We start from the raw sequence: 25,980 nt of genomic DNA on the forward strand, positions 1-25,980 counted from the left end.
ATGAAGGTGTATTTTATAGGAATTGGTGGTATAGGGATGTGTGGAGTAGCTGGACTTTTAAAACAGTCTGGGTATGAAGTTTTTGGTTCAGAAAAAGGAGAAATTTATCCTCCTGCTTCAGACATTTTAAAAAATTTAGGAATAAAGGTTCTACCTTTTGATCCAGAAAACATAGTTAAAATAAAACCTGACTGTGTGATCGTAGGAAATTCGGTAAAGGCTAACCATCCAGAGCTTTTGAAAGCCCAGAAGTTAAACCTTCCGTTGTACTCTTTCCCTCAATTTCTCGAAAAGAATTGGTTTAATGGGAAAAAAGTATTGGTGTGTGCAGGAACCCATGGGAAATCAACCACCACCGCGCTTCTAAGTTATTTAATGAAAAGAGGTGGCTATTCTCCTTCTTTTTTGGTAGGAGGGGTGTTGAGGGATGAAGAGAAAAATTTCGGTTATGGTGAAGGGGAATGGATGGTGATAGAAGGAGATGAATATCCCTCTGCCTCTTTTGATAGAGTGCCTAAGTTTTTTCATTATAAGCCCTATGCAGTTATTTTGACAAGCTTAGAATATGACCATGCAGACGTATATTCTAATCTGGAGGCTTTAAAAAAGGTTTTTATAGATATGATAGAGCTTTTACCTGAAGATGGTTTGTTGGTGTATAACGGGGATGATATAAACCTTAATGAGGTTGTTAGCAAAGCAAACCTTAAAGCTAAAGCCGTCAGTTATGGGAAAGGAGAGGCAAATGATTTTAGGTTGCTTAAAGTTGATAGTTTTTTAGATAATCAAGGGTTTATGTCTATTTTTGAGTTTAGTCAGGCTTATAAAAAAGAGGCTTTTCAAGTAAGCTTGGTAGGAGAATATAACGTGTTAAACACCTTAGGGGTGATAGCCTTGCTAAAAGGGTTAGACCTTTTTAACGAGGACATAGAAGAGGGATTAAAAACCTTCCCAGGGATAAAAAGAAGACAAGAGATAATCTATAGGGATAAAGACCTTGTGGTAGTAGATGATTTTGCTCATCATCCTACAGCTGTAAGATTAACTGTAGGTGAGCTTAAAAAAGCGATAAAGCCTGAGCTTACTGTAATATTTTTTGAACCCAGGACCAACTCAAGTAAGCGCAAAATTTTTCAACAGGACTATGTAGAAAGTTTAAGTATAGCAGATGTAGTTTACCTTAAAACACCTGCAGGTATAGAAACCGTTCCTCCAGAGGATAGAATAGACCTTGATAGGATGGTAGAAGAGATTAAACTTAAAAATAAAAGGGCTTTTAAGCTTACTGAGGAGTTTTTCTCCCACCCACGGTTTGAATGGCTAAACCATCCTGGAAAAAAGTTGGTAATATTCATGTCAAGTGCTTACATGGGAAGGGAAATAAAAAGTTTGTTAACCCAACTCTCTTGATGGAATTAACAGAGGCTACCATACTTTTTACCAAAGATAGTATCGAAAAAATTAGACATCCTACCGTTGTGTCTGAATGTGAGAGAGTAGATTTTGAGTTTAAGCACAAAGTAGTTTATTACAATTCAAGATTTCTAAAAGAATTTATCTATCTTCTTAAAGATGACGAAATAGTCTTTTTAGAAGAACTTTTTGGTCCGGTTTTTGACACGTTTGGGTTGACTTTTTTTACTTTTGAAAATAACTTTTATTACCTGTTCAACCTACCTATCAATCCTAACTATACGATACACGTGTTTATTCAGGAAAAAGACTGGTTTAGGTTTCCATACTGGATTAATACTGAGAGGCTTGCCAGTTTAGGAAAGATGGCAGGAGAGATTTCTCATGAGCTTAAGAATCCTTTAAGTGGTATTCTTTTGTATGCCAGTATGTTAAAAGAGGAAATAGGAGAGGTTCCTACTTATCAAACATGGATCGATAGGATTATTAATCTGACCGAACGATGTAGAAACATTATCAACGGACTTTTAGCTTTTGGTAGGCCAGAGGAAGAAAAGAGAGAATGGGTAGACTTAAACCTTAGTGTTAAAAAAGTGTATGAACTACTTTCTGAGTATCCTATGTTTAAAAACGTAACTTTTACGTTTAAACTACAAAAAAACCTACCTAAGGTATATGTTAGTCAAAAGCAGATAGAACAGGTGTTTTTTAATCTTTTTATCAACGCAGCCCAGGCGATGAAAGGAAAGGGAGAAATTATTGTAGAAACCTCTGTCAAATATGATACGGTTATCATAAAGGTAAAAGACACCGGTCCAGGTATACCTCCAGAAATTATGCCTTTTATTTTTGATCCCTTTTTTACTACTAAAGAAAAAGGTGAGGCTACAGGTCTAGGCCTTTCTATTTGTTATGGTATCATTAAAAATCATGGAGGTAGGATCAATGTTTATAACCTGAAAGAAGGAGGGGCTTGTTTTGAGATCCTTTTTCCCTTACCAACCAGGGAGACCTTGAGAGAAGATGCGATATAAAGGAAGGATTTTAGTGGTAGACGATGAAATAGATATAAGAGAAGGATTGTCTATCTTTTTTCAAAAAGAAGGTTATCAGGTAGATAACGCTGAAAATAAGAAAGAAGCTCTGGAACATTTTTCTAAGAAAGAATACGATGTAGTTTTTTTGGACCTAAAACTTCCCGATGGAAATGGTTTGGACCTTTTAAAAGAGTTTTTAGAGATAAACTATGAAAGCCAGATTATCGTTATTTCTGCCTATGGTAACATAGAGACAGCTGTTTCTGCTATCAAGATGGGGGCTTTTGATTTTTTAGAAAAGCCCTTTTCAGTCTATCAGGCTAAGGTAGCGGTTGAAAAAGCTATAGAGAAAAAAAAGCTTCTCTTAGAAAACCTTTATCTTAAACTAAGCCTGAAAGAAAAAGAAGAAAAGATAAACTTTGTAGGAGAAGACCCAAAGATAAAACAAATTCTTGAAAAGGCTAAAATCATCGCTTCTACCGACTGCACCGTTCTTATTACTGGTGAGTCAGGTACAGGTAAAGGGCTTTTAGCCAAAAAAATTCACGAAATGGATTTAGTTTATAAGGGCCCTTTTGTATGCGTAGACTGCGGGGCGGTAGTGCCAACTCTTTTTGAAAGTGAGCTTTTTGGACATGCTAAAGGCGCTTTTACCGGAGCTCAGCAAGCTAAGATAGGAAAAATAGAGTTTGCTCAAGGTGGAGTGCTTTTTCTTGACGAAATAGCCAATATTCCTTTAGACCTTCAAGCCAAACTTCTAAAAGTGGTAGAGGAAAAGGAATTTTCTCCTGTAGGTAGTTTAAAGGTGATAAAAGCCAACGTAAGAATCATAGCCGCAACCAACAAAGACCTAAAAGAAGAGGTTAAAAAGGGAACTTTTAGAGAAGACCTTTACTATCGTTTAAACGTGGTAAACCTTCACTTGCCTCCTTTAAGGGAACGAAAAGGAGATATATTACTTTTGGCTAACTATTTCTTAAAATACTTTTGTGAAAAATATAAAAAGCCTATGAAAATTTTCTCTCCTAAAGTTTTATCGCTTTTTATGGATTATCACTGGCCAGGAAACATAAGGGAACTTAAAAACTTAATAGAAAGATTGGTTATTTTTTCTACCAAAGAGGAAATCACAGAAAAAGATTTGCTTTTAGCAGAATTTGAGCCTCTGGTTAAAGAAAAAAGGACAGAAGAATTAACAAAAGAATTGGTTACTTCAAATGGGGAAGAGATCGTTCCTGTAGAAGAGATAGAAAAGCAGTATATAATTAAAGTTCTTAAGCAGCTTAACTGGAACAAAAGTTTAGCCGCTAAAAAATTAGGGATAGACAGAAAAACCCTAACCCTTAAGCTTAAAAAATGGGGATATGATAAACAACTGTTTTAGGTCATTGGTTATGTGAAATATTTCTCTTAACCTTAAAAATATTTATTTTTAAACTATTTTAGTTATTATTTAAATTTTTAAAATAGGGAGGAGATTTATGGAGCTTGAGATTCAGAGAGCTATTGTAAAGTATGGAATGGAGGACCTTTACGAGTACAGTGAGGTAGACACACTAATAGTAGGAGCAGGGCCTTCAGGTCTTACTTGTGCTAAATATTTAGCTGAAAAGGGCTACAAGGTAGCGGTTTATGAAAAAAGGTTGTCTTTTGGTGGTGGGATTGGTGGTGGAGGTAACATGATACCTAAGATTGTGGTTCAGGAAGAAGTATTACCTATAGTAGAAGATTTTAAAATAAAGTATCAAAAGGCAGATAAAGGATTATATGTAGTTGATCCTCCAGAACTTATAGCTAAACTGGCTACAGGAGCTTTAGATGCAGGCGCCAAATTTTTTCTTGGGGTTTATGTAGAAGATGTAATCGTTAGAGATAATCCACCTAAGGTTTGTGGGGTTTTATGGAAATGGACTGCTATAGAGATGGCAGGATTGCATGTAGACCCACTTTTTACTTCTTCAAAAGCTTTGGTTGACGCCTCTGGTCATGGGGCAGAAATAGTCCAGATCGCTGCTGAGAAAAATCCAGATTTAAACATTTTTATCAAAGGAGAAAGGTCAAACTGGAGCGAAGTCTCTGAAAGATTGGTGGTAGAACATACAGGTAAGGTGGCAGAGGGTCTATATGTTACAGGGATTGCTGTTTGTGAAATTTTTGGTTTACCAAGGATGGGACCGATTTTTGGCGGTATGCTTATGAGTGGTAAAAAAATTGCAGAGGTTATAGCAGCTGACCTCTCTAAAAAAACATAAAATTTCAAGGAGATACAAATACAAAATATACGATAAATATACATAGGGGGTTCGATGCCCCCTAAGTTTTTATCAATCTGATTGTTGTGTTAAGCTTTCTTTTAAGGTTTTAGCTATTTTTAGGTTAAACCCAGGAAGTTTGGCGATTTTTTCTAAATGAGCTTGTCTTAAGTCTTCTAAACTTTTAAAATTCGAAAGGAGAATTTCTTTACGTTTAGGTCCTATCCCTTTGATTTTATCTAAATAGCCTGATAAATCTTGTTCTCGTTTTTTCTTTTCAGCAAAGGTTTGGGCAAACCTGTGGGCTTCTTCCATTACCCTTCCGATAAAATGAAAAACCTCTTTATACTTAGGTAAAAACACAGGATTTTTCCTCCCCGGGATATAAACTTTTTCTGGTTGTCTCTTTTTGTTTTTAGCTACAGCTCTTACTTCTAAGTCTGTTATGTTAAGGTCTTCGAGCACCCTTAAAGCAGTTTCTAAGTGGCCTTTTCCTCCATCTATCAAAAATAGGTCTGGTAGAGTCCCTTCTTCTAACCCTCGTTTTAATCTTCTGTATAAAACTTCATAAAGCATTGAATAGTCATCTCTACCGGCTTCTTTGATATTATACCTTCGATAAAAACTTTTATCTGGCTCTCCTTCAAAAAAACATACGGTTGCCCCAACTTTAGCTTCTCCGTAAAATTGGGAAAGGTCGATGGCTTCTATTCGTTGAGGTTCCTTAAAAAGCTTTAGAACTTTTTTAACTTCTTCTGAAAGGCCTGCATACCATGGTTTCTCTCTTCTTTTTTCTGAAAGGATATATTCCTGCAAATTTTTAAAGGCAATTTGCTTTAAGACAACAAATTCTTCTGAATCAGGATGTATTAACAGTTTTATCTTATATCCTGCATTTTCTGTTAAGATTTCTTCTAAGCTTTCTATTTCCTCTATTTCTTGTGGGAGATAAATTTCTGGAGGGATAATCTTTCCGTCAAGATAAAACTGGAGTAAAACTTCTTTTAAGGCTGAACCTTCAAGAGGGGTTTTAACATCAAAGGTCTGAAACCCATATAGATAACCATGTCTGATAAAAAGGACGATAAAGTATTCTTTGTTTTCTGTTTTTTGGTTTAACCAAAAGTCTAAGTCTACAGGTTCTTGCAAGACAACAGCTTGCTTTTCCAAAATGTTTTCAAGGTCTTTTAATCTATCTCTTAAAAAGGCTGCTCTTTCAAATTCTAAGTTTTCGGCAAGTCTTTCTATTTCTTCCCGTATCTTTATAGCTAGCTTTTTCCCTCCCCCTTGAAAGAATTCTATCACTCCGTTTACTAATTTTTGATATTCTTCCCTAGAAATAGGTTTAACACAAGGAGCCAAACATTTTTTGATTTGATAGTACACACAGGGAGTTTTTCTCCTTTTCATTTCTGAGAGACTGCATTTTCTTAGGGGAAAGATATTAGAAAGAAGCTTTAATACCTCTCTTAGCCCACGAGTAGAGGTAAAGGGTCCAAAATACAGGGCTTTATCTCCCTTTTTTCTCCTCCGAACAATCTGTAAAGAGGGATATTCTTCTTGTAAACCCAACCTTAAAAGAGGATAATTTTTATCATCCTTTAAAAGGACGTTATATTTAGGGCGGTATTTTTTGATAAAATTAGCTTCAAGTAAAAGAGCTTCTTTTTCTGTTTGAGTAAGGAAATATTCTAAATTTTCGGCAGTTTCTACTAACCGTTGAATTTTAGGAGAAAGAAGAGGCCCTTTTACGTAGTAAAATAACCTGTTTTTTAGGTTTTTAGCTTTTCCTACGTAAAGGACCTCTCCTTTTTCACCTTTAAAAAGATAGACCCCTGGAGATTCCGGGATTTCTTTCAGGTTTATCTTTAGCATTTTTCATGTTAAAGTTCTACTCCTTCTTCGGTATACTTAGCCACTAAATCTCCAACCTCAGTAGTAGAATAACCCATCTGTCCAGCAGCCATACTTTTTAAATGGTCCCTACACACCTTAATAACTGCATTTTCTATGGCTTTGGCCGCTTCTTCTTCTCCAAGGTGTTCTAACATCATCATACCTGCACAAATGGCAGCCAAGGGGTTAATTACGTTTTTTCCTGTATATTTAGGGGCAGAACCACCGATGGGCTCGAACATAGAAACTCCGTTTGGGTTGATGTTTCCTCCAGCAGCAATACCCATACCACCTTGTATCATAGCTCCAAGGTCGGTAATGATATCACCAAACATGTTATCTGTAACGATTACGTCAAACCATTCAGGATTTTTTACAAACCACATACAGGTGGCATCTACATGGGCATAGTCTTTTTCTATGTCAGGATATTCCTGTCCTACCTCTTGGAATACTCTATACCACAGGTCAAAGGCATAGGTTAAAACATTGGTTTTTCCCACCAAAGTAACCTTTTTCTTTTTGTTCCTTTTTCTACAATATTCAAAGGCAAACCTGATGCACCTTTCTACCCCATATCTGGTGTTTATAGATTCCTGTATAGCCACTTCATAGGGAGTACCTTTTCTTAAAAAGCCACCTCCTCCTGCATAAAGTCCCTCTGTATTTTCTCTAATTACTACAAAATCTATGTCCTCTGGACCTTTGTCTTTTATAGGAGTCCAAACTCCTGGATAAAGTTTTACCGGTCTAAGGTTGATATACTGGTCAAGCTCAAACCTGATCCTTAATAAAATCTCTTTCTCAAGAATTCCAGGTTTCACCTCAGGATGACCTATTGCTCCTAAGTAAATAGCATCATGTTTTTTAAGCTCTTCAATCCCACCTTCCGGTATAGTTTCTCCGGTTTTAAGATATCTTTCCCCTCCCCAGTCAAAGAAGGTCCAATTAAATTTTATGTTAAACCTCCTGCCTGCAGCTTCTAAAACTTTTATACCCTCTCTTATGACCTCAGGGCCTGTTCCATCTCCAGGAATGACGGCTATTTTGTAAACCTTTTTTACTTCTTGTACTTCTTGTACTTCTTGAGAAGCTTGTTTTTTCCTTTTACAAGTTCCGCTTTTTTTAGACATTTTAACTCCCTCCTTACTATGCGCTTTTGAATAATTTTACTTTAGTATAAACCAATCTTCTACTTTACCAAGTCCACGGACTGAATTGCCCACATAAATTTCTGAAAAGTTTTTTAGGGTTTCAAGAGAGATTTCTTGTTCTAAGGCTATTTTCTTTTTAACCAAAAATTTTCTCAGAACTCCATCAAGAAGTTTTAATTTTAAAGGTGGAGTATAGAGTTTCCCCTCTTTTTTGACGAAAAAGTTAGAAAAAGATCCTTCGAGAATTTTACCGTTTTCATCAAAAAACACTACTTCATCGAATCCTAACTGTTTTACTTTTTGCAGGGCTTTTTCTAAGGGAGATCTTACGGTAGTTTTGTGATAGAAAAGATTAGATAAATCAAAATCTCGCTTCATAAAGGCTATTTTTAGTCCTTTTTTCCAACCCTCATAAGGAAGAAGAGATATCTCTACCTTCCCTTCAGGATAAAGAAGGAGCCTTACTTTATATTTTTTTTGGTCAGGTATTTGAGTTTCGATGAAGCTTTGGAAACTGGAAAAATTCTGTAAAACCTTGGGCAGGTTAAACCTGAAATATTTGGCAGAAAACATCAACCTTTGATAGTGGAGTTTTAGGAGAGGATTAAGGGTATTAGGCTTAAACCAGAAGGTTTCTATCAGTTGAAAATAAGGCAAGGGATTTAAAAAGAATTTAGCTTTGAGCAAACACTCCTCATATTCTTCATCAGATTTGCTATCCCAAACCACTCCACTTCCAATACCTGCTTCTCCAAGATAACTTTCTAAATCTTTTTTAGTGAATACCAAGGTTCTTATCCCCACGTTAAATAGAAAATTATGGTTTGGGTCTATATACCCTATCGCTCCTGTGTAAACTCCTCTGGGTTCTTTTTCAACCTCAGCGATAATTTCCATCGCCCTTATCTTAGGTGCTCCGGTAACTGAACCGCAGGGGAAAAGCGCTTTGAAAATTTCAAACAAATTTTCGGTGAAAAGTTTTCCCTTTACAGAAGAGGTCATCTGATGAAGGGTAGGGTAGGTTTCTATGTTAAAAAGCTGGGTTACCCAAACCTCCCCTGGTACACAAACCCTTCCTAAATCATTTCTTAAAAGGTCTACTATCATTACGTTTTCTGCCCGATTTTTTTCATCCAAAAAAAGTTCTCTTTTTCTCTTTTGGTCTAAAACGAAAACCGGAGCTCTTTTAATCGTTCCTTTCATCGGAGAGGTTGATAAAAAATATCCCTCTTTTTTGAGAAAAAGTTCTGGAGATAAAGAGGCTATCGAGAAATTTTCTTCTTCTAAATAAAAACTGTACTTACAGCGCTGAGAAAAGAGGAGCTGAAAAAATAAGTCTGATGGATGTCCTTTTAAACAAAACTTGACCTTAAAAGTATAGTTAACCTGATAAACATCCCCAGAAGCTATATAGTCTTTTATTTTTTTTATGTCCTCCTGGTAGGTTTCTTTAGATATAGAAAAACTAAGATTTTCGATCGACAGAAAATTTTCTGTTTTAGCTAATTCAAGGGGATTAATAAAAAATTTTTGTGGAGGAGGGTAGATTCCAAAATAACCAAGTGGCAAGTTAGGTTTTTTGAAAAACTTGTTAAGTCTTTTTTCTAATAAGTATCCTGTTTCATAACATAAGAAACCACAGGCATAAAAACCTTTTTTTATAAAATTTTGGAGGTTTTCGAAAAAAAGAGATAGAGCAGAGGGATCATCTAATTTAATGACTTCTATAGGGTTTTCAAAAGATAAAACCTGATAGGGAATTTTATCTGCTTTAACCCAAATAAATCTCATCATTCAGGATTTTTGGTATAGGCAAGGATCAAACAGAGCAATAATAGAACTACAGAGATTATTAAAAACATGGGAATAGAAAGAAGGCTTTCTAAAAGAGAACTTTCAAGAAGATAACCGATCACATAGAAGGTTACCAAAAGGGTTTCTAACAATAAAAAATTTCTTAAAAAGTCTGTCAGCCTTCTTCTAAACACCCATTTTTTCTTAAGGTCAACTTTAAGGTCTTTTAATAGTTGAACCTTTTCTTCTGCTAAGTTTAGTTCTGAAAACATCAATGGTAAAATTTGTGAGATATCCCTTTTTTTGGTTTTTTCTAAGTTTTTTTCGATTAAATCCTTTAGGGATTTTAATTCTTTTCCAAAAATCATATCCTCTTCTTTATAAGGATACTTTACCCAAAAGTTCGCAAGAACTTCGTATTGTTTTTTTAACTCAGTTATTTTATGGTCTATTTCTTTTACTTTGTTATAAACCAAAGCCTGTAATTCAAGGGTAAGGTCAAGTGCTCGGTCTGAGGCTTTATCTATTGCTCCCATACCTCTGTGATAAATGTCATAAGCTAAGGTTTTAAGTAATTCTTCGTATTCTATGATTTCATCCTTGCTCATAACGTGTTTTAACCGATGAAACAGGTCTTCAGCTTCTTTAAGCCTCTGTAAGGCATTTTCTCTTTTCTCAAGGATTCGTTTTTCTATAAAATTTTCTAACTCTTCCTGATCTCTAATAAACAGAGGTTCGGTAAAAGCCCAGAAAATAAGAAGGGGATGCCCAAAATAACCCATAAACTTTTCAATAGGTTCATCATTTAAATAATCTAAAACCCTTAATCTGAAGAAAACAGGTAAAAAGGTTTTATCTAACTCAAAAGCCCTTTGATATAGGTCTTTGGCTGTTAGGTCATTTCCTTGATATTCGTAGATATATCCTTTTAAAAAAATTAGATAACTTTTGATAAAATTAGAGGTATTTTGACTTAGAGCGGTTTCAAGAAAGTATAGAGCCCTATCCCATCTATTTTTTAACAGGTTTACAAAAGTCAACCCTATACAGGCCTTTAAATCACTTTCTTCTTCAAGAAATCGACTTTCAGCAACGTTTAAATCCCCTTTTATGAGAGCATCCAAACCTATCCCGATGTTTCCACCTCTTACAGGGGTTTCTATCGAAATTTTTAACTGAGACCAGGAAGTTAACCCTTCTCCTCGGTAAAAAACTATCTTTAAGAATTCAGGTAAAAGATAAAAGTGCCTTATATGAAAATAATTTGGTTTTTCCTCTATCAAGCCCTGCCAGATGATTTGAGCAATCTCTGAAAAAGGAAGGTCTAAGGCTTGTTCTAACACCGATCTTGGTTGAGGTTCTAAAAGACCAGGACATTTGTGGTAAGGATGATGGGTGCTTTCACAGAAAAAACATGTTGGATTTGGTCCGGTAAAAAAGAAGTCTTTATAAAAAAAACTAATTTTAGGGTCAACAGTAGCAGGCAGCATTAGCTCCTTCCAGTTGTCTAACCAGTCCTGGACCTTATAAAAAAGGTTTACTCCTTCAAACTCCTGTAAAACCTCTCTTTTTAGGTTTTCTTGAAAATAGACTTTTCCTGCCCTTACATATCGAGGCTTTTCTGAAAAGTCCCTTTCTTTTGAGAGGATTACATAAAACGGTAAAGGGGAAGAACCTAAAAATTTTTTAAATCGCTCTTTCAGGTTGTAAAGGATCTCGTTGAGATAAACCAGGTTTTTAGGGGGAACTTGGTAAAGGTTAGAAGATATCTCTTTGTATGTCTTTTTTAAAAACTCTTCTACGTGATAATCTACCTCTTGAGAAGAGGTTTTAAACAAAAAATGTTTTAATTTGGGGATTTCAACGACCTTAAGAAACATGTTTTAATTGTTTGTAAATTAAGATAAAAAGTCCTAAGGTTATGGCTATATCGGCTATGTTAAAAGCAGGCCAATGAAAATTTTTTACATAAAGGTCTATAAAATCGAAAACTGCCCCAAACACCAATCGGTCTAAAAGGTTGCTAACCCCTCCCCCAAAGATCAACCCTAATCCGATGATCTCCGTCTTGGTTTCAGGTTTATAAGCTTTATGTTTAGCCCAAAAAAATATCAGTGCAAGGAGGATTAGGTTTAGAAAAATCAACCCTAAGGTTCCTAAAAAGCTGTCTTTAGCAAATAGGCCAAAAGCTACTCCTTTATTCCAAACCTTAACCAGGTTAATCCCAGGTAAAACTTGCCAAACATCTTGATTTCCTGGATAGGTTAAGTTTATAAACCAAAATTTGGTTAACCTGTCTAATAAAAAAACTATATTAGCCCATATCCAAAAGGTTTTCATTTAACCGCTCACCACTTGATAACATCTTTCACAAAGCTCAGGGTTAGGGAGAGTGCCAACTTCAGGTTTTCTTTGCCAGCACCTTTCACATTTTTTATATTCGGTAGGCTTCACTAAAATCTTAAGCCCTGATATCTCTTCAGAAACAAAAGTTTGAGGTTCAGATACTGGGTCTAATGTTTTTATCAATTCAAATTTAGCTACCATCAAAAAATATTCCCAAAAAGAGCTATCTTTTAAAAGATCCTTTATATCTTCCGGAGCCTCTACATAGACTTCAGCTTCTAAAAAGGTGTTGATAACTTTGTGGTCCTTTCTGGCTATCTCTAAGGCTTTTAGAAATTCTTGTCTAAGGCTAAGTATGGTTTCCCATCTCTTAACCTCATCTTGCGAAAGATCAAACCTGTAATCAGGAAATTCGGTAAGAAAAACCGAGATTTCTTCTTTAGGATAAGGAAGGTTTTGCCAGATGTCTTCTGCGGTAAAAGAAAAGATGGGAGCTATAAGTTTAACTATAGAATCTAACGCATAGTAAAAAACCGTTTGAGTAGCCCTACGTTTAAAACTTTCTCGGGGTTCACAATAAAGATAATCCCGGTTGATATCTATGATTAAGGAGGAAAGTTCAACTACACAAAAACGATAAATTTCATGATAGACTACATGAAATTCAAAGTCCTCATAGCCTTTTTTTACCTTTTCTATCAGCCTGCTTAGTCTATAGAGAATGTATTTTTCGAAGGGTGGAAGTTTTTCAAAAGGTACCAAGTCTTTTTTAGGGTCAAAGTCATAAAGATTACCTATCAAAAACCTGCAGGTATTTCTAACCTTACGATAAGCTTCAACCAACCTTGAAAGGATTTCTTTAGAGATTTTTATGTCATCCCGGTAGTCTTCAGCCGATACCCAAAGCCTTAAAATTTCTGCTCCATGTTGTTTGATTAAATCTTGGGGATGAATGACGTTCCCCAAGCTTTTAGACATTTTCCTTCCCTGTCCGTCTACCACAAACCCGTGAGTAAGTAATGCTTTGTAAGGAGGAACCCCCCTTGTTCCTACCGAGCAGAGAAGGGAACTATGAAACCAACCTCTATGTTGGTCTGATCCTTCTAAATATAAGTCTGCAGGGAAAGAAAGTTCTTCTCTCTTTTCAAGCACTGCTGCAAAAGAAACCCCTGAATCAAACCAGACGTCTAAAATATCCTTTTCCTTAGAAAACCGGTTATGACCACAATTAGGACATACTGTCCCTTCTGGTAAAAGCTCTTCTGCTGGTTTTACAAACCAGGGGTCACAACCCTCTTTTTCAAAGATTTCTATAACTTTTTCATAATACTTAAAATCTTTTAAAATCTCTCCACAGTTTTCACACTTAAAAACGGTAATCGGGACACCCCATACCCTTTGTCTGGATATACACCAATCGGGTCTATTTTCTAACATGCTGTAAAGACGGTTTTTTCCCCAGGAAGGAATAAATTTGACTTTTTCTACCGCTTGTAAAGCTTTCTCCCTTAAATCCTTTAATTCCATAGAGATAAACCACTGGTCTTCAGCCCTAAAAATAACCGGTTTTTTACACCTCCAGCAAAAAGGATAACTGTGTTCTATCTTATCTGAGGAAAGTAGATGCCCTTTTTGTTTTAAAATTTCTAAGATTTTTTCGTTAGCCTGATAGATAGAAAGTCCACCAACTAAGTCTACATCCTTGTAAAATTTACCTTCCTGGTCAACAGGCACATAAACTTCTAATCCATATTTAAGCCCTACCTGATAGTCCTCTTCTCCATGTCCAGGGGCGATATGCACTATCCCTGTTCCGGCTTCTAAACTCACAAAATCAGCCAAGATGACAAGGCTTTCTCTGCTATAAAAGGGATGAAGAGCTTTTTTGCCTTCTAAAGTTTTGGGGTCTATCTTAGCAACGATTTTGGGTAAATCCTTGTTAAGTTCAGCACAAAGACCTGAAACACGGCCTTCAGCTACTAAATAATATTCTCCTTCCCACTCTACCAGTAAATACTCAAATTCAGGGTTTAAGGCTAAAGCTAAGTTTGCAGGCAATGTCCACGGAGTAGTGGTCCAGATTAATACATAAGCCGGTTTGTCTAAGGTCACCTGATATTCTTTAGAGATAAATTCTTTAAGGTCTTCGGTAAAGGGAAATTTTACAAAAATAGAATAAGACTTATGTGGTCCATACTCTACCTCAGCCTCTGCCAAGGCAGTTACACAGGTTGGACACCAAAAAACAGGCTTTTTTTTCCTATAAACCTGGCCTGATTCTAAAAACCTTAAAAATTCTCTGGCAATTGTAGCTTCATACCTGTAATCCATCGTAAGATAAGGCTTATCCCAAAAAGCAAAGACCCCAAGCCTTTTAAACTCCTCTCGCTGTATGTTTATGTACCTTTCTGCATATTTTCTACAGGCCTCTCTTATTGTGAGAGGGGGGAGTTCTCCTCTTTTTACCCCTAATTCTTGTTCTGTTTTCAATTCAATAGGTAACCCATGGCAATCCCATCCTGGTACAAAGGGTACTTTGTATCCAGCCATCATTTTACTTTTTACGATAATATCTTTTAAGATTTTGTTTAAGGCTGTACCTAAATGTATGTGCCCGTTAGCATAAGGAGGCCCATCATGAAGGATGTATAAAGGAGCATTTTTTCTTTTTTCAAGCATTTTTTCGTAGATTTTTTCTTTTTCCCAAAACTCTAAAAATTTAGGTTCTCTTTCTACAAGATTAGCCTTCATCGGAAAGTCAGTTTGAGGAAGATTAAGGGTGTCTTTCCAATCCATAATGAAAGCCTCCTTTTAAGTAAACTGTCTGTTTAATTTTAACATAACTTACAAAAAGCACTATTGTTTTTGATTATTATTAAAAAAGTAAGCTTATTGAAAAAAGTAACCATTATTAGGAGTAGGGATTTAAGGGAAAAGTTAATGTGGTATAATTATAAACTTGAAAGTTTAAATTTTGGGTAGGCGTTAAAGAATATTAAGGAAGGTTAGGATGATTTTTCTTGATAGCTTTGATGTGGTAGTCATAGGAGCAGGACATGCAGGAATAGAGGCTTGTTTAGCCTCTGCAAGAATGGGGTGTAAAACTCTTCTTCTTACCATCAATCTTGAAAGAATAGGGGCTATGAGTTGTAATCCTTCTATAGGGGGCATAGGTAAAGGTCACTTGGTAAAAGAGATAGACGCTCTTGGTGGGGAGATGGCTTTAGCTATAGACGAGACAGGTATTCAGTTTAGAAAACTTAACACCAAGAAAGGACCTGCGGTAAGGGCTACCAGAGCTCAGGCCGATAGGTTTAGATATCAAGAGAGGATGAAAAAAAGGTTAGAAAGGGTACCTAACCTTTTTATCAAACAGGGATTGGTTACTCAAATTTTGGTAAAAGATAAAAGGGTAATAGGGGTTAGGACTAAAGCAGGAGAAGAGTTTGGGGCTAAAGCTGTGGTAATAGCCCCAGGAACTTTTTTTCATGGACTTATACATATAGGGCTTGAAAGTTTTCCAGCAGGAAGGCTTGGAGACCCCCCTTCTAACAAACTGGCAGAAAATCTCAAAGAACTGGGTTTTGAGCTTGGCAGGTTTAAAACCGGAACTTGTCCCAGGCTTGATGCTCGTACTATAGATTATACTAAAATGGAAATCCAATGGGGAGATTTCCCCCCACCTCTTTTCTCTTTTAAAAACGTAGGAAAACGACCTCCTCTTCCTCAAGTACCATGTTTTATAACCTATACCACAGAGGAGACCCATAAGATTATCAAAGGTGCTTTAGATAGGTCTCCCCTTTTTACAGGAAAAATTAAAGGGAGAGGGGTTAGGTATTGTCCTTCGATAGAAGATAAAGTCTTCCGTTTCCCAGACAAAGAGAGACATCAAGTTTTTATCGAACCTGAAGGTCTTGATACCGTTGAGGTTTATCCTAACGGGATAAGCACCAGCCTTCCTATAGACGTTCAATGGAAGATGGTAAGAAGTATTCCTGGTTTGGAAAAGGCTGAGATATTAAGGCCAGGCTATGGTATAGAACACGATTTTGTGTTTCCAACTCAACTTAAACCCTCTTTAGAAACCAAACTCATCTCAGGATTGTTTTTAGCTGGCCAAATTAACGGAACCACAGGTTATGAAGAAGCTGCAGCTCAAGGACTTATAGCAGGTATAAATGCAGCTCTTTACGTAAAGGAAGAAGAACCTTTTATTCTGGACCGCTCAGAAGCTTATATCGGAGTCTTGATAGATGATTTAGTAACCAAAGGGGTAGATGAACCTTATCGAATGTTTACTTCAAGGGCAGAATATAGGTTATTACTAAGGGAAGATAACGCTGACCTTAGGCTTACGGAAAAGGCAAAAAAGTTAGGTTTAATCGATGAAGAAAGGTGGTTGAGATACCTCGATAAAAAGGAAAAAATAAAAACTTTACAAACACTTCTTCAAGAGATTAGGATCTCTCCTGATTTAATAAACGGTTACCTTCAAAGTAAAGGAATAACTCCTATCAAACAAACTACCAAGGCTTACGACCTTTTAAGAAGACCAGAAATAGAGGTAGAGGACCTTGTAGAATTCCTCCCAGAATTAAAAAGGTTTGACCAAGAAGTTCTCTTAGAGGTGGAAACAGAGATAAAATATAGTGGATATATAGAAAGACAACTCAAAGAGGTAGAAAAATTTAAACGCCTTGAAAACATAAAACTACCAGAAGACTTAAACTATTACGAAATCCCAGGCCTTACCAACGAGGTTCGTGAAAAGTTTAGTAAGATAAGGCCTACTTCTTTGGGTCAGGCCCTAAGAATTCCAGGAGCTACCCCTGCAGCTATTTCAGCGATACAAGTATATCTAAAGAAAAAGTGTTAGACCTTTCTATCCCAAGACCAATCTTAAAGATCATCAAGCGTTTAAAACAAAAGGGATATACTACCTATCTGGTAGGGGGGTGTGTAAGGGATCTACTTTTGGGATTAGAGCCTAAGGATTATGATATCGGAACTACCGCCACTCCTCGAGAGGTGGTCTCTCTTTTTCCTAAGAGGGCTTTTATCATAGGAAGAAGGTTTCCGATAGTTCATGTCTATATAACCAAAGATCAGTACGTCGAAGTTAGTACTTTCAGAGGTAAAGAAGAATATGACGGTAAAGTGAAGGAAAACTACGGAACCCCAGAAGAAGATGTGTTAAGAAGAGACTTAACCATAAATGCCCTTTTCTATGATGTTTTTTCAAAAGAGATCATAGATTATGTTGGAGGATTAGAGGACCTCAAAAAAGGTATAATAAGAGTGATAGGAGACCCTGATCAAAGATTTTTAAACGATCCTGTTCGTATGCTGAGAGCTATAAGACATGCATCAAGGTTAAAATTTTATATAGAACCATCAACTTGGGAAGCAATTATCAGAAACGCTCATCTTATTAAAAAGGTAGTTTGGGAAAGGTTAAGGGATGAAATTTTAAAAGACCTTATGGGTTTTTGGGTGCTGGACTGGTTTAGACTTCTACAAAAGTCTGGGTTACTTTATCAGATATATCCTTTTTATCTGAAAATGATCGAAGAAAAATCTTTAGATGAAAAATTTCTTAGGCTGGTTTTGAACAAACTTTCTCAAGACCAGGGCTTGACTGTGGAAGAACGTATTTGCCTTTTTGCTTATGTTTTTTTACCGTTAATAGGTAAGCCGTACGTTCCTTTATCTTTTCAACCGGTGCCTGTGTTCGAAAGAAAGGAATTATTACGTTTGTTTTTTTCTTTGTTTTTTACGTTTAGGTTTAATCGAAGGTTGTTTGAACGGTCTATGGATTTATTAAGAGATGTTTATAAAGGCCTTTATTTTGCTCAAAAAAAGCAACCTATCCCTAAAAAAATACGAAAAAAAACTTATTTTCATCAAATTCTAAAATTAGTAAGTATTTTACAAGATATTTTGAATTAACCCTATTCTAATTCTTCTCTTAACCTTGCCTTTTTTTTCTGATATTTTTTCCAGGGTTTTTCTTTCTTCTTTCCACGAGTAAGCTTTCTAAAAGGCAAGTCTTGGTCAGATTGGTAAATGTGTTCTGTAAAACCAGATTGATTAAAAGGGAGGATAGGGGCAGGTCTTTCAGCAGGTTTTTCTTGAGGTAAGTATTTACGTATGAACTTTTGATCAATAGGAGGTCCTTTTAAGAAGGTATAGTGAAGGTAAGAGAGTAACAAAACCTTTTCTCCAAACTGGTAAATTTCAAGGTCTTCAAAAAATTTATAAGGTAAAACCTCTATCAACAGTGCACCCTTAGCTTTAGCCCAATTTTCTGCCAATTCTTTTTCAGTAAACACAGGAAAAAGCCCTTCCCTGGGGCTCCATTTTTCATCTAAACACAACTTATACCACAACCTTGGCTTGACAAATGTCCAAAGTTTTTTAAAATTATAAACTTGGGTTAAACTTATCTTAAAAGGGGGGGTGAATTTTTTCTCTTTAGGCTTTACTAAGTTTAAAGGTTCTGAAAATTCAAAAAAATCTCTATAATAATAAGAAAATAGTTGCTTTAATATGTTTAAGTTTAGTTTTTTAAATTTTTTAGTAAAATTTAGAGCTTGAAAAATTTCTTTTATTTTGAAAAATTCATTATTATCAGGAATAAGACCAAACTCATCGGGATGATAGCTGAGCATGTAGATTAAAGTTTTTAATAAAAGTGGATCATGCATGGTTGAAGATAAAAGTTTAATAATTATTTTTTGTTTATACTTTAAAAATTAAATTTAACAAAACAATTTAAAAAGAAAAGGGGTGGTTGAAGTAAATGGCACAAAAGGACCTTAACGAAAAGATTTTAGAGTTAGGGAAAGCAGGGCAGCTTACTTATGAAATGTTAAACAAGATTTTACCTGAAGAGTATAACGACCCTGATAAGATTGAAGAGATTTTTGACCTTCTTGAGAGTTATGGGATAGAGTTAAAAGACATGGATCCTTACGAAAGAGAAGAGTATATAGAAAAGAAAGTCCATGATAAGATTAGAGAGCTTTCTACTTTTGCCGAAGGAGAATTGACTGAAGAAGAAACTATCTCAGAGCCAGGTTCAGAGGAGCTATTATCTCTTTATCTTAAAGAGATGGGTAAGTATGACCTTTTAACCCCAGAAAGAGAGGAGGAGTTGTCAAGAGAGATAAGAGAGGGGTTTGATAATATATTAAAGATTATAAGAGAAACTCAGATAGACTGTAAAGAGATTTTAGAGGTAAAAGCGGTGGTTCAGGAATGGGAGCGAAGAGACCCTAATCTTAAACCTAAAAAGACTTACGTTAACTATCTGGAAAAGGTTGTTAAGGAATTAGAAGAACGATATATAAAAAATAAGAAACACAAGGTAGAGCCTAAAGGTATAAAAGAGTTTTGTACTGAAATAAAGAAGAACATCGCTCGTATAGAAAAGGCTAAAGATGAGATGGTAAAAGCTAATCTTAGGTTGGTAGTATCTATAGCTAAAAAGTATGTAAGACAGGGGTTGTCTTTGGCTGACCTTATTCAGGAAGGAAACCTTGGTTTGATGAGGGCAGTCTATCGTTTTGATTATAGAAAAGGTAATAAGTTTAGCACTTATGCTTCTTGGTGGATAAGGCAGTCTATCACTAGAGCTATTCTTGATAAGACAAGAACTATAAGGCTTCCAGTACATTTTTTAGAGCTGAGAAACTATGTTTTTAAGGTTTTTTATGAGCTTTCTAAAGAGTTAGGAAGGGAGCCCACTCCTGAAGAGCTTTCTCAAAGAACTGGAGTACCTTATGAAAAAATTTTGGTAATTTTTGAAACCTCAAAAGAACCTGTCTCGTTAGAAACTCCGATTGGAGATGAAGACAGCACCTTAGGGAATTTTATAGAAAATAAAAAAAGCCCATCTCCTTATGATACAGCCAGAAAAAAGGATATTTCAGAGAAAATAAAAAGGTTTTTAGCCACCCTTTCTCCTAGAGAAGAAAAAATTATTCGCATGAGGTTTGGTCTTGGAGAATATGAGGGATATACTTTAGAAGAGATAGGGTATATGTTTAAGGTCTCAAGGGAAAGGATTAGACAGATAGAGAAAAAAGCCCTTTATAAAATGAGGCAGCTTGCTCAAAAAGAAAAATTTGACATCAGAGATTAAAAAGACTTGGTTGCTTAGGTTTAGGCGGTTTTGGCTTAAAGGTTTTGAGAGGGATCCCTTTAAAGAACGGTGATAACCCTTGGGTTAGACAAAAATTATAGACTTTTCTTTCTTTTACCCCAGAAAAATAAAATTCTCGCTTAGCCCTAGTTAGGGCAACGTAAACCAATCTTTTTTCTTCATCTTCGTCTGTGTCCTTAAAAATTGTAAGGGGAATAAGCCCTTGCTCTGCGCCCACTAAAATAACTACTTCAGCTTCAAGCCCTTTTGAGGCATGTATAGAGAGAAAGTTAATCCCTTCACGGTCTGTATCTATAAAGTCAGAAGGTTGAGCGCTGATAAGATAGCCTAAAAATTTTTCTTTATCTTGGTTCGAAAGTTCCCAAAGATTTTCTAAATAAGTTTTCACCTTAGAAGGTGCCTTTTTTATCAGATCGGTTATAGAAAATGCCGAAGATTGAGCCTCGTAAATAAACTCCTGTAGAGTCTCATAAGTAGCTTTAGCTTCATCTTCTACTAAATGAATCGGTATCCCAGCCTTGAGAAAGGCTTCTTTTAAGGGTTGAAAGACCTCTTTTAATCTTGCAAGGACAAAGATTTCTTTAGGAGAGATTCCTTCATGTGTTTGTTGTTCTAACTGTAATCCTCCTAAAAGATCTTTTACTAAATCAGTTAAAATCTCCCTTTCTTGAAAAGGATTTTCAAAAAAAAGCCCCTGAACCTTTCCTTCTTTTTTTAAACTGGTGTAAGGTATTTGTTCCCAGGGTGAACATTTAAAATGTTCAGCTATTTTGAGGATTTCTTCTGGACATCTAAAACTTTGAGAAAGGGTCAGGACTTTAAAGTTAGGTCTAAAGTTATGCCAAAAGTCTTTAATTTTTTTTAGATTTACCCCACGAAAACCGTAAATAGATTGATTAGGATCACCAAACAACGTAAAGGTTGCATGTTTAAAAAGGGTTAAAAATTCTAAAATATCTTCTGAAAGGTCTTGAAATTCGTCTATAATTATATGATAACCTGAAAAGTTTAGGTTATGAATAGATGAGACTTCATAAAGTAAAAGTTCAAAGTCTAGAAGTTGGTTTTTTTTAAGATATTCGAAAAAAGTTAGTTTGTTTGCTGGCTTAGTTAGAGGTTTTGGGGTTTTACCAAAAAGTTTTTTTAAAATTTCTTTTTTTTCTTTTTCTGTAATAAGTTTAGGAGGTTTTTGATGATGTTGACACCATACATCATAGGCATAACCGTGGAAGGTATCAACCTTTATTTTTTCCAAACCTACCTGAATCAATCTTTGCCTTAATTCCTTTAAGGTTTTTACAGAATAAGTGAGAACTAAAATTTTTTTAGGTGAAACTTCGTTTTTTTCGATAAGTTGTTTTAGCTTAGCCACAAGGGTATAGGTTTTCCCTGTTCCAGGACCTGCTATTACGATTGCATCTTGAAGGGTAGCTAAAACTTCCTGTTGTTCTTTGGTGAGCTTAAACTCCATAGAGGTTGATTATAAACTGAAATTATAACTTGTCTACAATAATCCCACCTCCTAATAAGAACTCCTTTTCATAGAAGGCACAAACCTGACCAGGGGTTACCCCAAAAACAACCTCTTCAAAAAGAACTTTTGTTTTCTTGCCTTCAGTGATTATATCTTTAACCTTCACCCTAGGGGCACGGTATCTTATCTGAGCTTCAGGAGAGGTCCATTTCTCTATCGGAAGGTGTAAGTTTAGACTCTCAAGTACAAGACCTTTGACTGCAAGGTCTTTTTTTTCTCCTAAAAAAATGGTATTAGTTTGTGGGTCTAAACAGGTTATATAAAGAGGTTTGCCTAACGGAAGCCTTAAGCCCTTTCTCTGCCCTATGGTATAGAAAAATATCCCTTCATGGGTTCCAACTACTTTCTCTTTATAAACCACAGGCCCCTTTTTAGGTTGTAAAAACATAGATAAAAACTCTTTAACTGAAGTTCTCTTTAAGAAACATACGTCCTGAGATTCTTGCGAGGTTTCTATCCCAAAAATTTCTTTAGCCATAATTTTAACTTCTTCTTTTAAATAACCACTTAGAGGAAAGTTTAGAAAAGGTAAGACTTGTTTGTTAATCAAGGACAGGAAGTAAGATTGATCCTTTTTAGTATCCTTTGGTTTTTTTAACAAGAGCTCACCTTGGTATTCCCCTAAATCTACGTAATGTCCGGTAGCTAACTTTTCAGCTCCTAAATTTTTTAACGTCCAGTCAAGGACTTCCCCAAATTTTATTTTTGCGTTACATAGAGCGCATGGATTAGGAGTTTTCCCTTGGGCATAAGTGTTTATAAAATAAGAGATGATTTGTTCTTGAAATTTTTGGGTAAGGTCTATGATGTGATGGGGTATGTCAAGTGTTTGGGCTATAAACTTAGCTTTTTCTATTTCCTTTTGTTTTTCAAAAAGCTTAAACGTAATTCCAACTAAAGAAACTCCTTGTTTTTTTAAAAGATAGGCAGAAACAGCACTATCAATTCCTCCGCTTAGACAAATGGCGATTTTCATGTTTTATGGTAAAATAAAGTTTACCAAAGTAATTAAATTTTTTAAATTATAAACAAAAGGAGTGGAATATGGAAGGCCTTTTAAAAAAATTTTTTCAACCTTCTAAAAAAGTAATAGCGGACAAAGCGGCTTTTCCTGAAGAGACGGTATCGAGGGTAGAAAACAGGCTTAAAAGCCTGGGGGTTAAGGTTTATAAAGGGGTTCAGAGGATAGATAAGGGAAGACTTGGAATTCCTGTTTATATAAGTCTTTATGATATAGATGGACAAAGGATTACCGGAAATTTTAAACAGATGGGTAAAGGTTCTACTGAGGTTTTAGCTAAAGCGAGTGCACTTATGGAGTTGGTAGAAAGGTTTTCCCTGTTTTCTTTTTATAGATCGGTAGAAACGGTAGGAAGATTAACAACTTTCGAAGAGTTAGGAGAAGATGCCCTCTCTTGGGAAATATTTTTGAGGTCTATAGAAGATGACGAACAAGATAAGGTTAAAGAAATAGCCTATCGTTATATAAAAAAGACTCCTATGTGGTTTGTTCCTGGATTAGAGGTTACTACTAAAAAAGTTAAATATCTACCTTTTCATTGGTTTTGGATACTTTATGAATATAATGGATCTGCTGGAGGAAATACCTATCCTGAGGCAGCCATTCAGGCTATCTGTGAGTTGATAGAAAGACATGTGAACGCTCTTTCGGTGAGAAAGGGTATACCAATGGCTGAAATAAAAAGAAGTTCAATTTCAGGGGAAGGAGAAAGGCTTCTTTCTTGTTATGAGAGATTGGGGATTAAAGTGTGGATAAGAGATATGACCTTTGGAATGCCTGCTCCAACAATAGCGGTGATGGCGATGGATCCCTCTACCTATCCTCACAGAAGTGAAATCGTTTATGCTGCTGGTACAGGCACCTCACCAGAAAGGGCTTTAATAAGGGCCTTGACAGAAGTAGCTCAGCTGGCAGGAGATTTTGATACCGAGGGTAAATATTTAGAAAGTGGACTTCCCAAATTTCGTACCTTAGAAGAAGCTTCTCAGGTATTAGCTACCAACGGAGAGGTTAGTTTGGAGGATCTTCCTAATCTTTATTCCGAAGATCATACGCAAGAACTTGAGGTGTTAACCGATAAACTAAAAGAGATAGGTTATCAAACCTATTTGATAGATATCACTCGCCCAGATTTAGAAATTCCTGCGGTTTATGCGGTGATTCCAGGAATACTTTTTAGAGAAAGAACTAAGATTTCTTATCTTTATCAGTTTGTAAGAACTTTAAGTCTTTATTTTCCTCTTGAGTCTCAGAAATCAATCTTAGAAGATTTGATAAAGGAGGTACCAGACAGATATTTTCTTTGGGCTTTTCTGGGTAATGTGTATAAAGAACTAAAAGAGTTTAGCAAAGCGATTTCAGCCTATCAAAAGGCACTTGGAATGATCGATTTTGACGACGACAAAATAGCCCTTTATACACATTTAGCCGATGCTTATTTAAAGGATGAACAGTATAAAGAAGCGGTGGAAACTGCTTTACGAGGTCTTTCTTTAGAAGAGGTACCTGAGCTTTACAACATCTTAGGAAGGGCTTATTATAAATTAGAAGAATATTTTTTAGCGATGGAGGCCTTCTGTAAAGCTATAGATTTAAATCCTGCTTCAGCCATAGACTATGCTAATGTAGGTTATTGTTTAAAGGCGTTAAACCAGCTACCTACTGCAGAGGTTTTTTTCTTAAAAGCCTTAGAGCTTAATCCTGATTTGACGGTTGCTAAAATGGGATTAGAATATTGTGGAAAGTTTTTAAACAACCAAAACTAATCCTTGGAGGGTAAAGGTGGTCTACAAAAAGGGTTTATATCTTAAGTTTAACCCAGAGATAGTAGACCAGCCTATAGTATATAGGCTGGTAAAGGATTATGATTTAGTTTTTAACATTCTTAGGGCGGTAATCACTCCTGGTAAAGAAGGTATCATGATCTTAGAGTTAGAAGGCACCCCTGAAAAACTAAGAGAAGGATTAAACTATCTTAGAGAGGTAGGGGTTGAAGTCAAGTCTTTAGAACAACAGATCATCAAAAATGAGGAAAAATGTATTCATTGTGGAAACTGTACTGCTGCATGTCCAACAGGGGCTCTTTATGTAGAAAAAGATACCTTTTATATAAGGTTTAACCCTGAAAAATGCACTGCTTGTGAGTTTTGTGTGGCAGTTTGTATCACCAAAGCTATGGAGGTTCACGTAGAAAGTGAGGTAGAAAGTTTTACCTAAAGAGGTCTATTGACTTTTAAATAAAATTTTAACATAATTATTAGACAATGGCGAAGTTAGACGCTTTTTTTAAATTGATGGTTGACACCCAAGCTTCTGACCTGCATCTTTCTGCAGGTAATCCTCCCCTTCTTAGGATCCACGGCGACCTTCAAAGGGTTAAATATAAAGTTTTAGAAGATGAAGAACTTAGAGAAATGCTCTATGAAATAGCTCCTGAAGAAATCATCAAAAAGTTTGAAGAACAAGGGGAAGTAGACTGGGGTTATGAAATTCCTGGTTTAGCTCGTTTTAGGGTGAACTATTATCGTCAAAGAAGAGGGGTTGCTGCAGCCTTTAGGCTTATTCCTAACAAGATAAAAACTGTAGAAGAATTAGGTCTTCCTCCTATCCTTAATCGGTTAGCTCTTTTACCAAGAGGTTTAGTTTTGGTTACTGGTCCTACAGGGTCAGGTAAATCTACAACCTTAGCTGCTATTATAGACTATGCCAACAGAATGCGTTATGACCATATTATTACCATAGAAGACCCTATCGAGTTTGTGCATGAACCTAAGAATTGCTTAATAAACCAAAGAGAGGTGGGTACCCATACTAAAAGTTTTGCTAATGCCCTTAGGGCTGCTCTGAGAGAAGACCCTGATATTATCATGATAGGTGAAATGAGAGATTTAGAAACCATTTCTTTAGCTCTTGAAGCAGCTTTAACCGGACATTTAGTATTTGCTACCCTTCATACCATCAGCGCAGCTCAAACTGTGAGTAGAATTGTGGATGCTTTTCCTCCGGAGGAAAGAGACCAGATAAGGGTTTCTTTATCAGAGGCTTTAAGAGCAGTTATTTCTCAAACGATGTTTAAAAGGATAGACAGACCTGGTAGAATTGTGGCTATGGAAATCATGATAGCTACTCCTGCTATCAGAAATCTGATAAGAGAAAATAAGATCCATCAAATACCTTCGATGATTCAGATGGGTAGAAAATATGGGATGATGTCTCTTGATGATTGTATTATGGAATATCTTAACAACAAGTGGATAAGCCCTGAAGAAGCCTTTATTAAGGCAGTTGATAAAAGTAGGTTTATTCCTTTTGTCCAAAATAAAGAAATTTTAGACTTCACCGAAATGCCGGGTTAGTAAATCC

General features: G+C 35.9%; 19 protein-coding genes. 10 read left to right on the top strand and 9 right to left on the bottom strand.

The annotated features are described in order from the left end of the window. The 4 genes from HL41_RS01740 (at position 1) to HL41_RS01755 (ending at position 4,702) form a co-directional block, all read left to right on the top strand. Entirely contained in the window at positions 1 to 1,410 is a 1,410-nt protein-coding gene (locus HL41_RS01740) for a UDP-N-acetylmuramate--L-alanine ligase (protein WP_051754425.1), read from the top strand. Beyond that, positions 1,410 to 2,447 carry a sensor histidine kinase gene (locus tag HL41_RS01745; RefSeq protein ID WP_051754426.1) on the top strand — a complete coding sequence of 346 codons (1,038 nt, stop codon included), beginning with the start codon at positions 1,410 to 1,412 and terminating at the stop codon, positions 2,445 to 2,447. Before HL41_RS01740 ends, HL41_RS01745 begins: the two co-directional genes overlap by 1 nt. Next, a complete protein-coding gene (locus tag HL41_RS01750) occupies positions 2,437 to 3,834 on the top strand; it encodes a sigma-54-dependent transcriptional regulator (protein ID WP_022855019.1) in 1,398 nt (465 codons plus the stop codon). Before HL41_RS01745 ends, HL41_RS01750 begins: the two co-directional genes overlap by 11 nt. A 97-nt stretch (positions 3,835 to 3,931) precedes the next feature. Further along, complete coding sequence (locus HL41_RS01755) at positions 3,932 to 4,702, top strand: sulfide-dependent adenosine diphosphate thiazole synthase (protein WP_038060031.1); 771 nt, start codon at positions 3,932 to 3,934, stop codon at positions 4,700 to 4,702. Positions 4,703 to 4,774: 72 nt separating this feature from the next. Here the strand turns inward: HL41_RS01755 and uvrC are convergent, their stop codons facing one another. From uvrC to ileS, 6 genes are read right to left on the bottom strand one after another with little or no spacing between them, the layout of a single operon-like run. Further along, positions 4,775 to 6,577 carry an excinuclease ABC subunit UvrC gene (uvrC, locus tag HL41_RS01760; protein WP_051754427.1) on the bottom strand — a complete coding sequence of 601 codons (1,803 nt, stop codon included), beginning with the start codon at positions 6,575 to 6,577 and terminating at the stop codon, positions 4,775 to 4,777. Positions 6,578 to 6,585: 8 nt separating this feature from the next. Beyond that, positions 6,586 to 7,731, bottom strand: coding sequence for a 3-isopropylmalate dehydrogenase (locus tag HL41_RS01765; RefSeq protein ID WP_144241955.1), 1,146 nt, complete (start codon positions 7,729 to 7,731; stop codon positions 6,586 to 6,588). 36 nt (positions 7,732 to 7,767) lie between these two features. Beyond that, positions 7,768 to 9,543 carry an aminodeoxychorismate synthase component I gene (gene pabB, locus HL41_RS01770; RefSeq protein WP_051754428.1) on the bottom strand — a complete coding sequence of 592 codons (1,776 nt, stop codon included), beginning with the start codon at positions 9,541 to 9,543 and terminating at the stop codon, positions 7,768 to 7,770. Then, on the bottom strand, positions 9,543 to 11,426 hold the full coding sequence (locus tag HL41_RS01775) for a tetratricopeptide repeat protein (RefSeq protein WP_038060030.1): 1,884 nt from the start codon (positions 11,424 to 11,426) through the stop codon (positions 9,543 to 9,545). The genes pabB and HL41_RS01775 overlap by 1 nt, the downstream gene beginning before the upstream one ends. After that, positions 11,416 to 11,886: a signal peptidase II gene (lspA, locus tag HL41_RS01780; protein ID WP_038060029.1), complete on the bottom strand. Its 471-nt coding sequence runs from the start codon at positions 11,884 to 11,886 to the stop codon at positions 11,416 to 11,418. The genes HL41_RS01775 and lspA overlap by 11 nt, the downstream gene beginning before the upstream one ends. After that, a complete protein-coding gene (gene ileS / locus HL41_RS01785; protein ID WP_038060028.1) occupies positions 11,887 to 14,688 on the bottom strand; it encodes an isoleucine--tRNA ligase in 2,802 nt (933 codons plus the stop codon). 214 nt (positions 14,689 to 14,902) lie between these two features. Between ileS and mnmG the strand changes: the two genes are divergently transcribed. Both mnmG and HL41_RS08920 read left to right on the top strand, forming a co-directional pair. Next, positions 14,903 to 16,771 (top strand): tRNA uridine-5-carboxymethylaminomethyl(34) synthesis enzyme MnmG, encoded by a 1,869-nt coding sequence (mnmG, locus tag HL41_RS01790; RefSeq protein WP_038060027.1) that lies wholly within the window; start codon positions 14,903 to 14,905, stop codon positions 16,769 to 16,771. Continuing rightward, the gene (locus HL41_RS08920) at positions 16,765 to 17,844 is read left to right on the top strand and encodes a CCA tRNA nucleotidyltransferase (protein WP_051754429.1); all 1,080 of its coding nucleotides are present in this window, start codon (positions 16,765 to 16,767) and stop codon (positions 17,842 to 17,844) included. The genes mnmG and HL41_RS08920 overlap by 7 nt, the downstream gene beginning before the upstream one ends. 2 nt (positions 17,845 to 17,846) lie before the next feature. Here the strand turns inward: HL41_RS08920 and HL41_RS01800 are convergent, their stop codons facing one another. Then, a complete protein-coding gene (locus HL41_RS01800; RefSeq protein WP_144241956.1) occupies positions 17,847 to 18,602 on the bottom strand; it encodes a hypothetical protein in 756 nt (251 codons plus the stop codon). 95 nt (positions 18,603 to 18,697) lie between these two features. On the opposite strand from HL41_RS01800, the gene HL41_RS01805 reads away from it, so the two are divergent. Further along, on the top strand, positions 18,698 to 20,041 hold the full coding sequence (locus tag HL41_RS01805; RefSeq protein WP_038060025.1) for a sigma-70 family RNA polymerase sigma factor: 1,344 nt from the start codon (positions 18,698 to 18,700) through the stop codon (positions 20,039 to 20,041). On the opposite strand, the gene HL41_RS01810 is transcribed toward HL41_RS01805, so the two are convergent. Both HL41_RS01810 and mnmA read right to left on the bottom strand, forming a co-directional pair. Further along, positions 20,031 to 21,533, bottom strand: coding sequence for a UvrD-helicase domain-containing protein (locus HL41_RS01810; RefSeq protein WP_038060024.1), 1,503 nt, complete (start codon positions 21,531 to 21,533; stop codon positions 20,031 to 20,033). The two genes, HL41_RS01805 and HL41_RS01810, sit on opposite strands and share 11 nt — an antisense overlap. A gap of 22 nt (positions 21,534 to 21,555) precedes the next feature. Beyond that, positions 21,556 to 22,572 carry a tRNA 2-thiouridine(34) synthase MnmA gene (gene mnmA, locus HL41_RS01815; protein WP_038060023.1) on the bottom strand — a complete coding sequence of 339 codons (1,017 nt, stop codon included), beginning with the start codon at positions 22,570 to 22,572 and terminating at the stop codon, positions 21,556 to 21,558. Positions 22,573 to 22,640: 68 nt separating this feature from the next. On the opposite strand from mnmA, the gene HL41_RS01820 reads away from it, so the two are divergent. From HL41_RS01820 to HL41_RS01830, 3 genes are read left to right on the top strand one after another with little or no spacing between them, the layout of a single operon-like run. Further along, positions 22,641 to 24,383: a YcaO-like family protein gene (locus HL41_RS01820; RefSeq protein ID WP_051754430.1), complete on the top strand. Its 1,743-nt coding sequence runs from the start codon at positions 22,641 to 22,643 to the stop codon at positions 24,381 to 24,383. Positions 24,384 to 24,399: 16 nt separating this feature from the next. Beyond that, positions 24,400 to 24,834 (top strand): NIL domain-containing protein, encoded by a 435-nt coding sequence (locus tag HL41_RS01825; RefSeq protein WP_000262566.1) that lies wholly within the window; start codon positions 24,400 to 24,402, stop codon positions 24,832 to 24,834. 47 nt (positions 24,835 to 24,881) lie between these two features. Continuing rightward, positions 24,882 to 25,973: a type IV pilus twitching motility protein PilT gene (locus HL41_RS01830; RefSeq protein ID WP_038060022.1), complete on the top strand. Its 1,092-nt coding sequence runs from the start codon at positions 24,882 to 24,884 to the stop codon at positions 25,971 to 25,973. Positions 25,974 to 25,980: the final 7 nt, after the last annotated feature.

This window comes from Thermodesulfobacterium commune DSM 2178, from assembly GCF_000734015.1.
GTDB lineage: Bacteria > Desulfobacterota > Thermodesulfobacteria > Thermodesulfobacteriales > Thermodesulfobacteriaceae > Thermodesulfobacterium > Thermodesulfobacterium commune.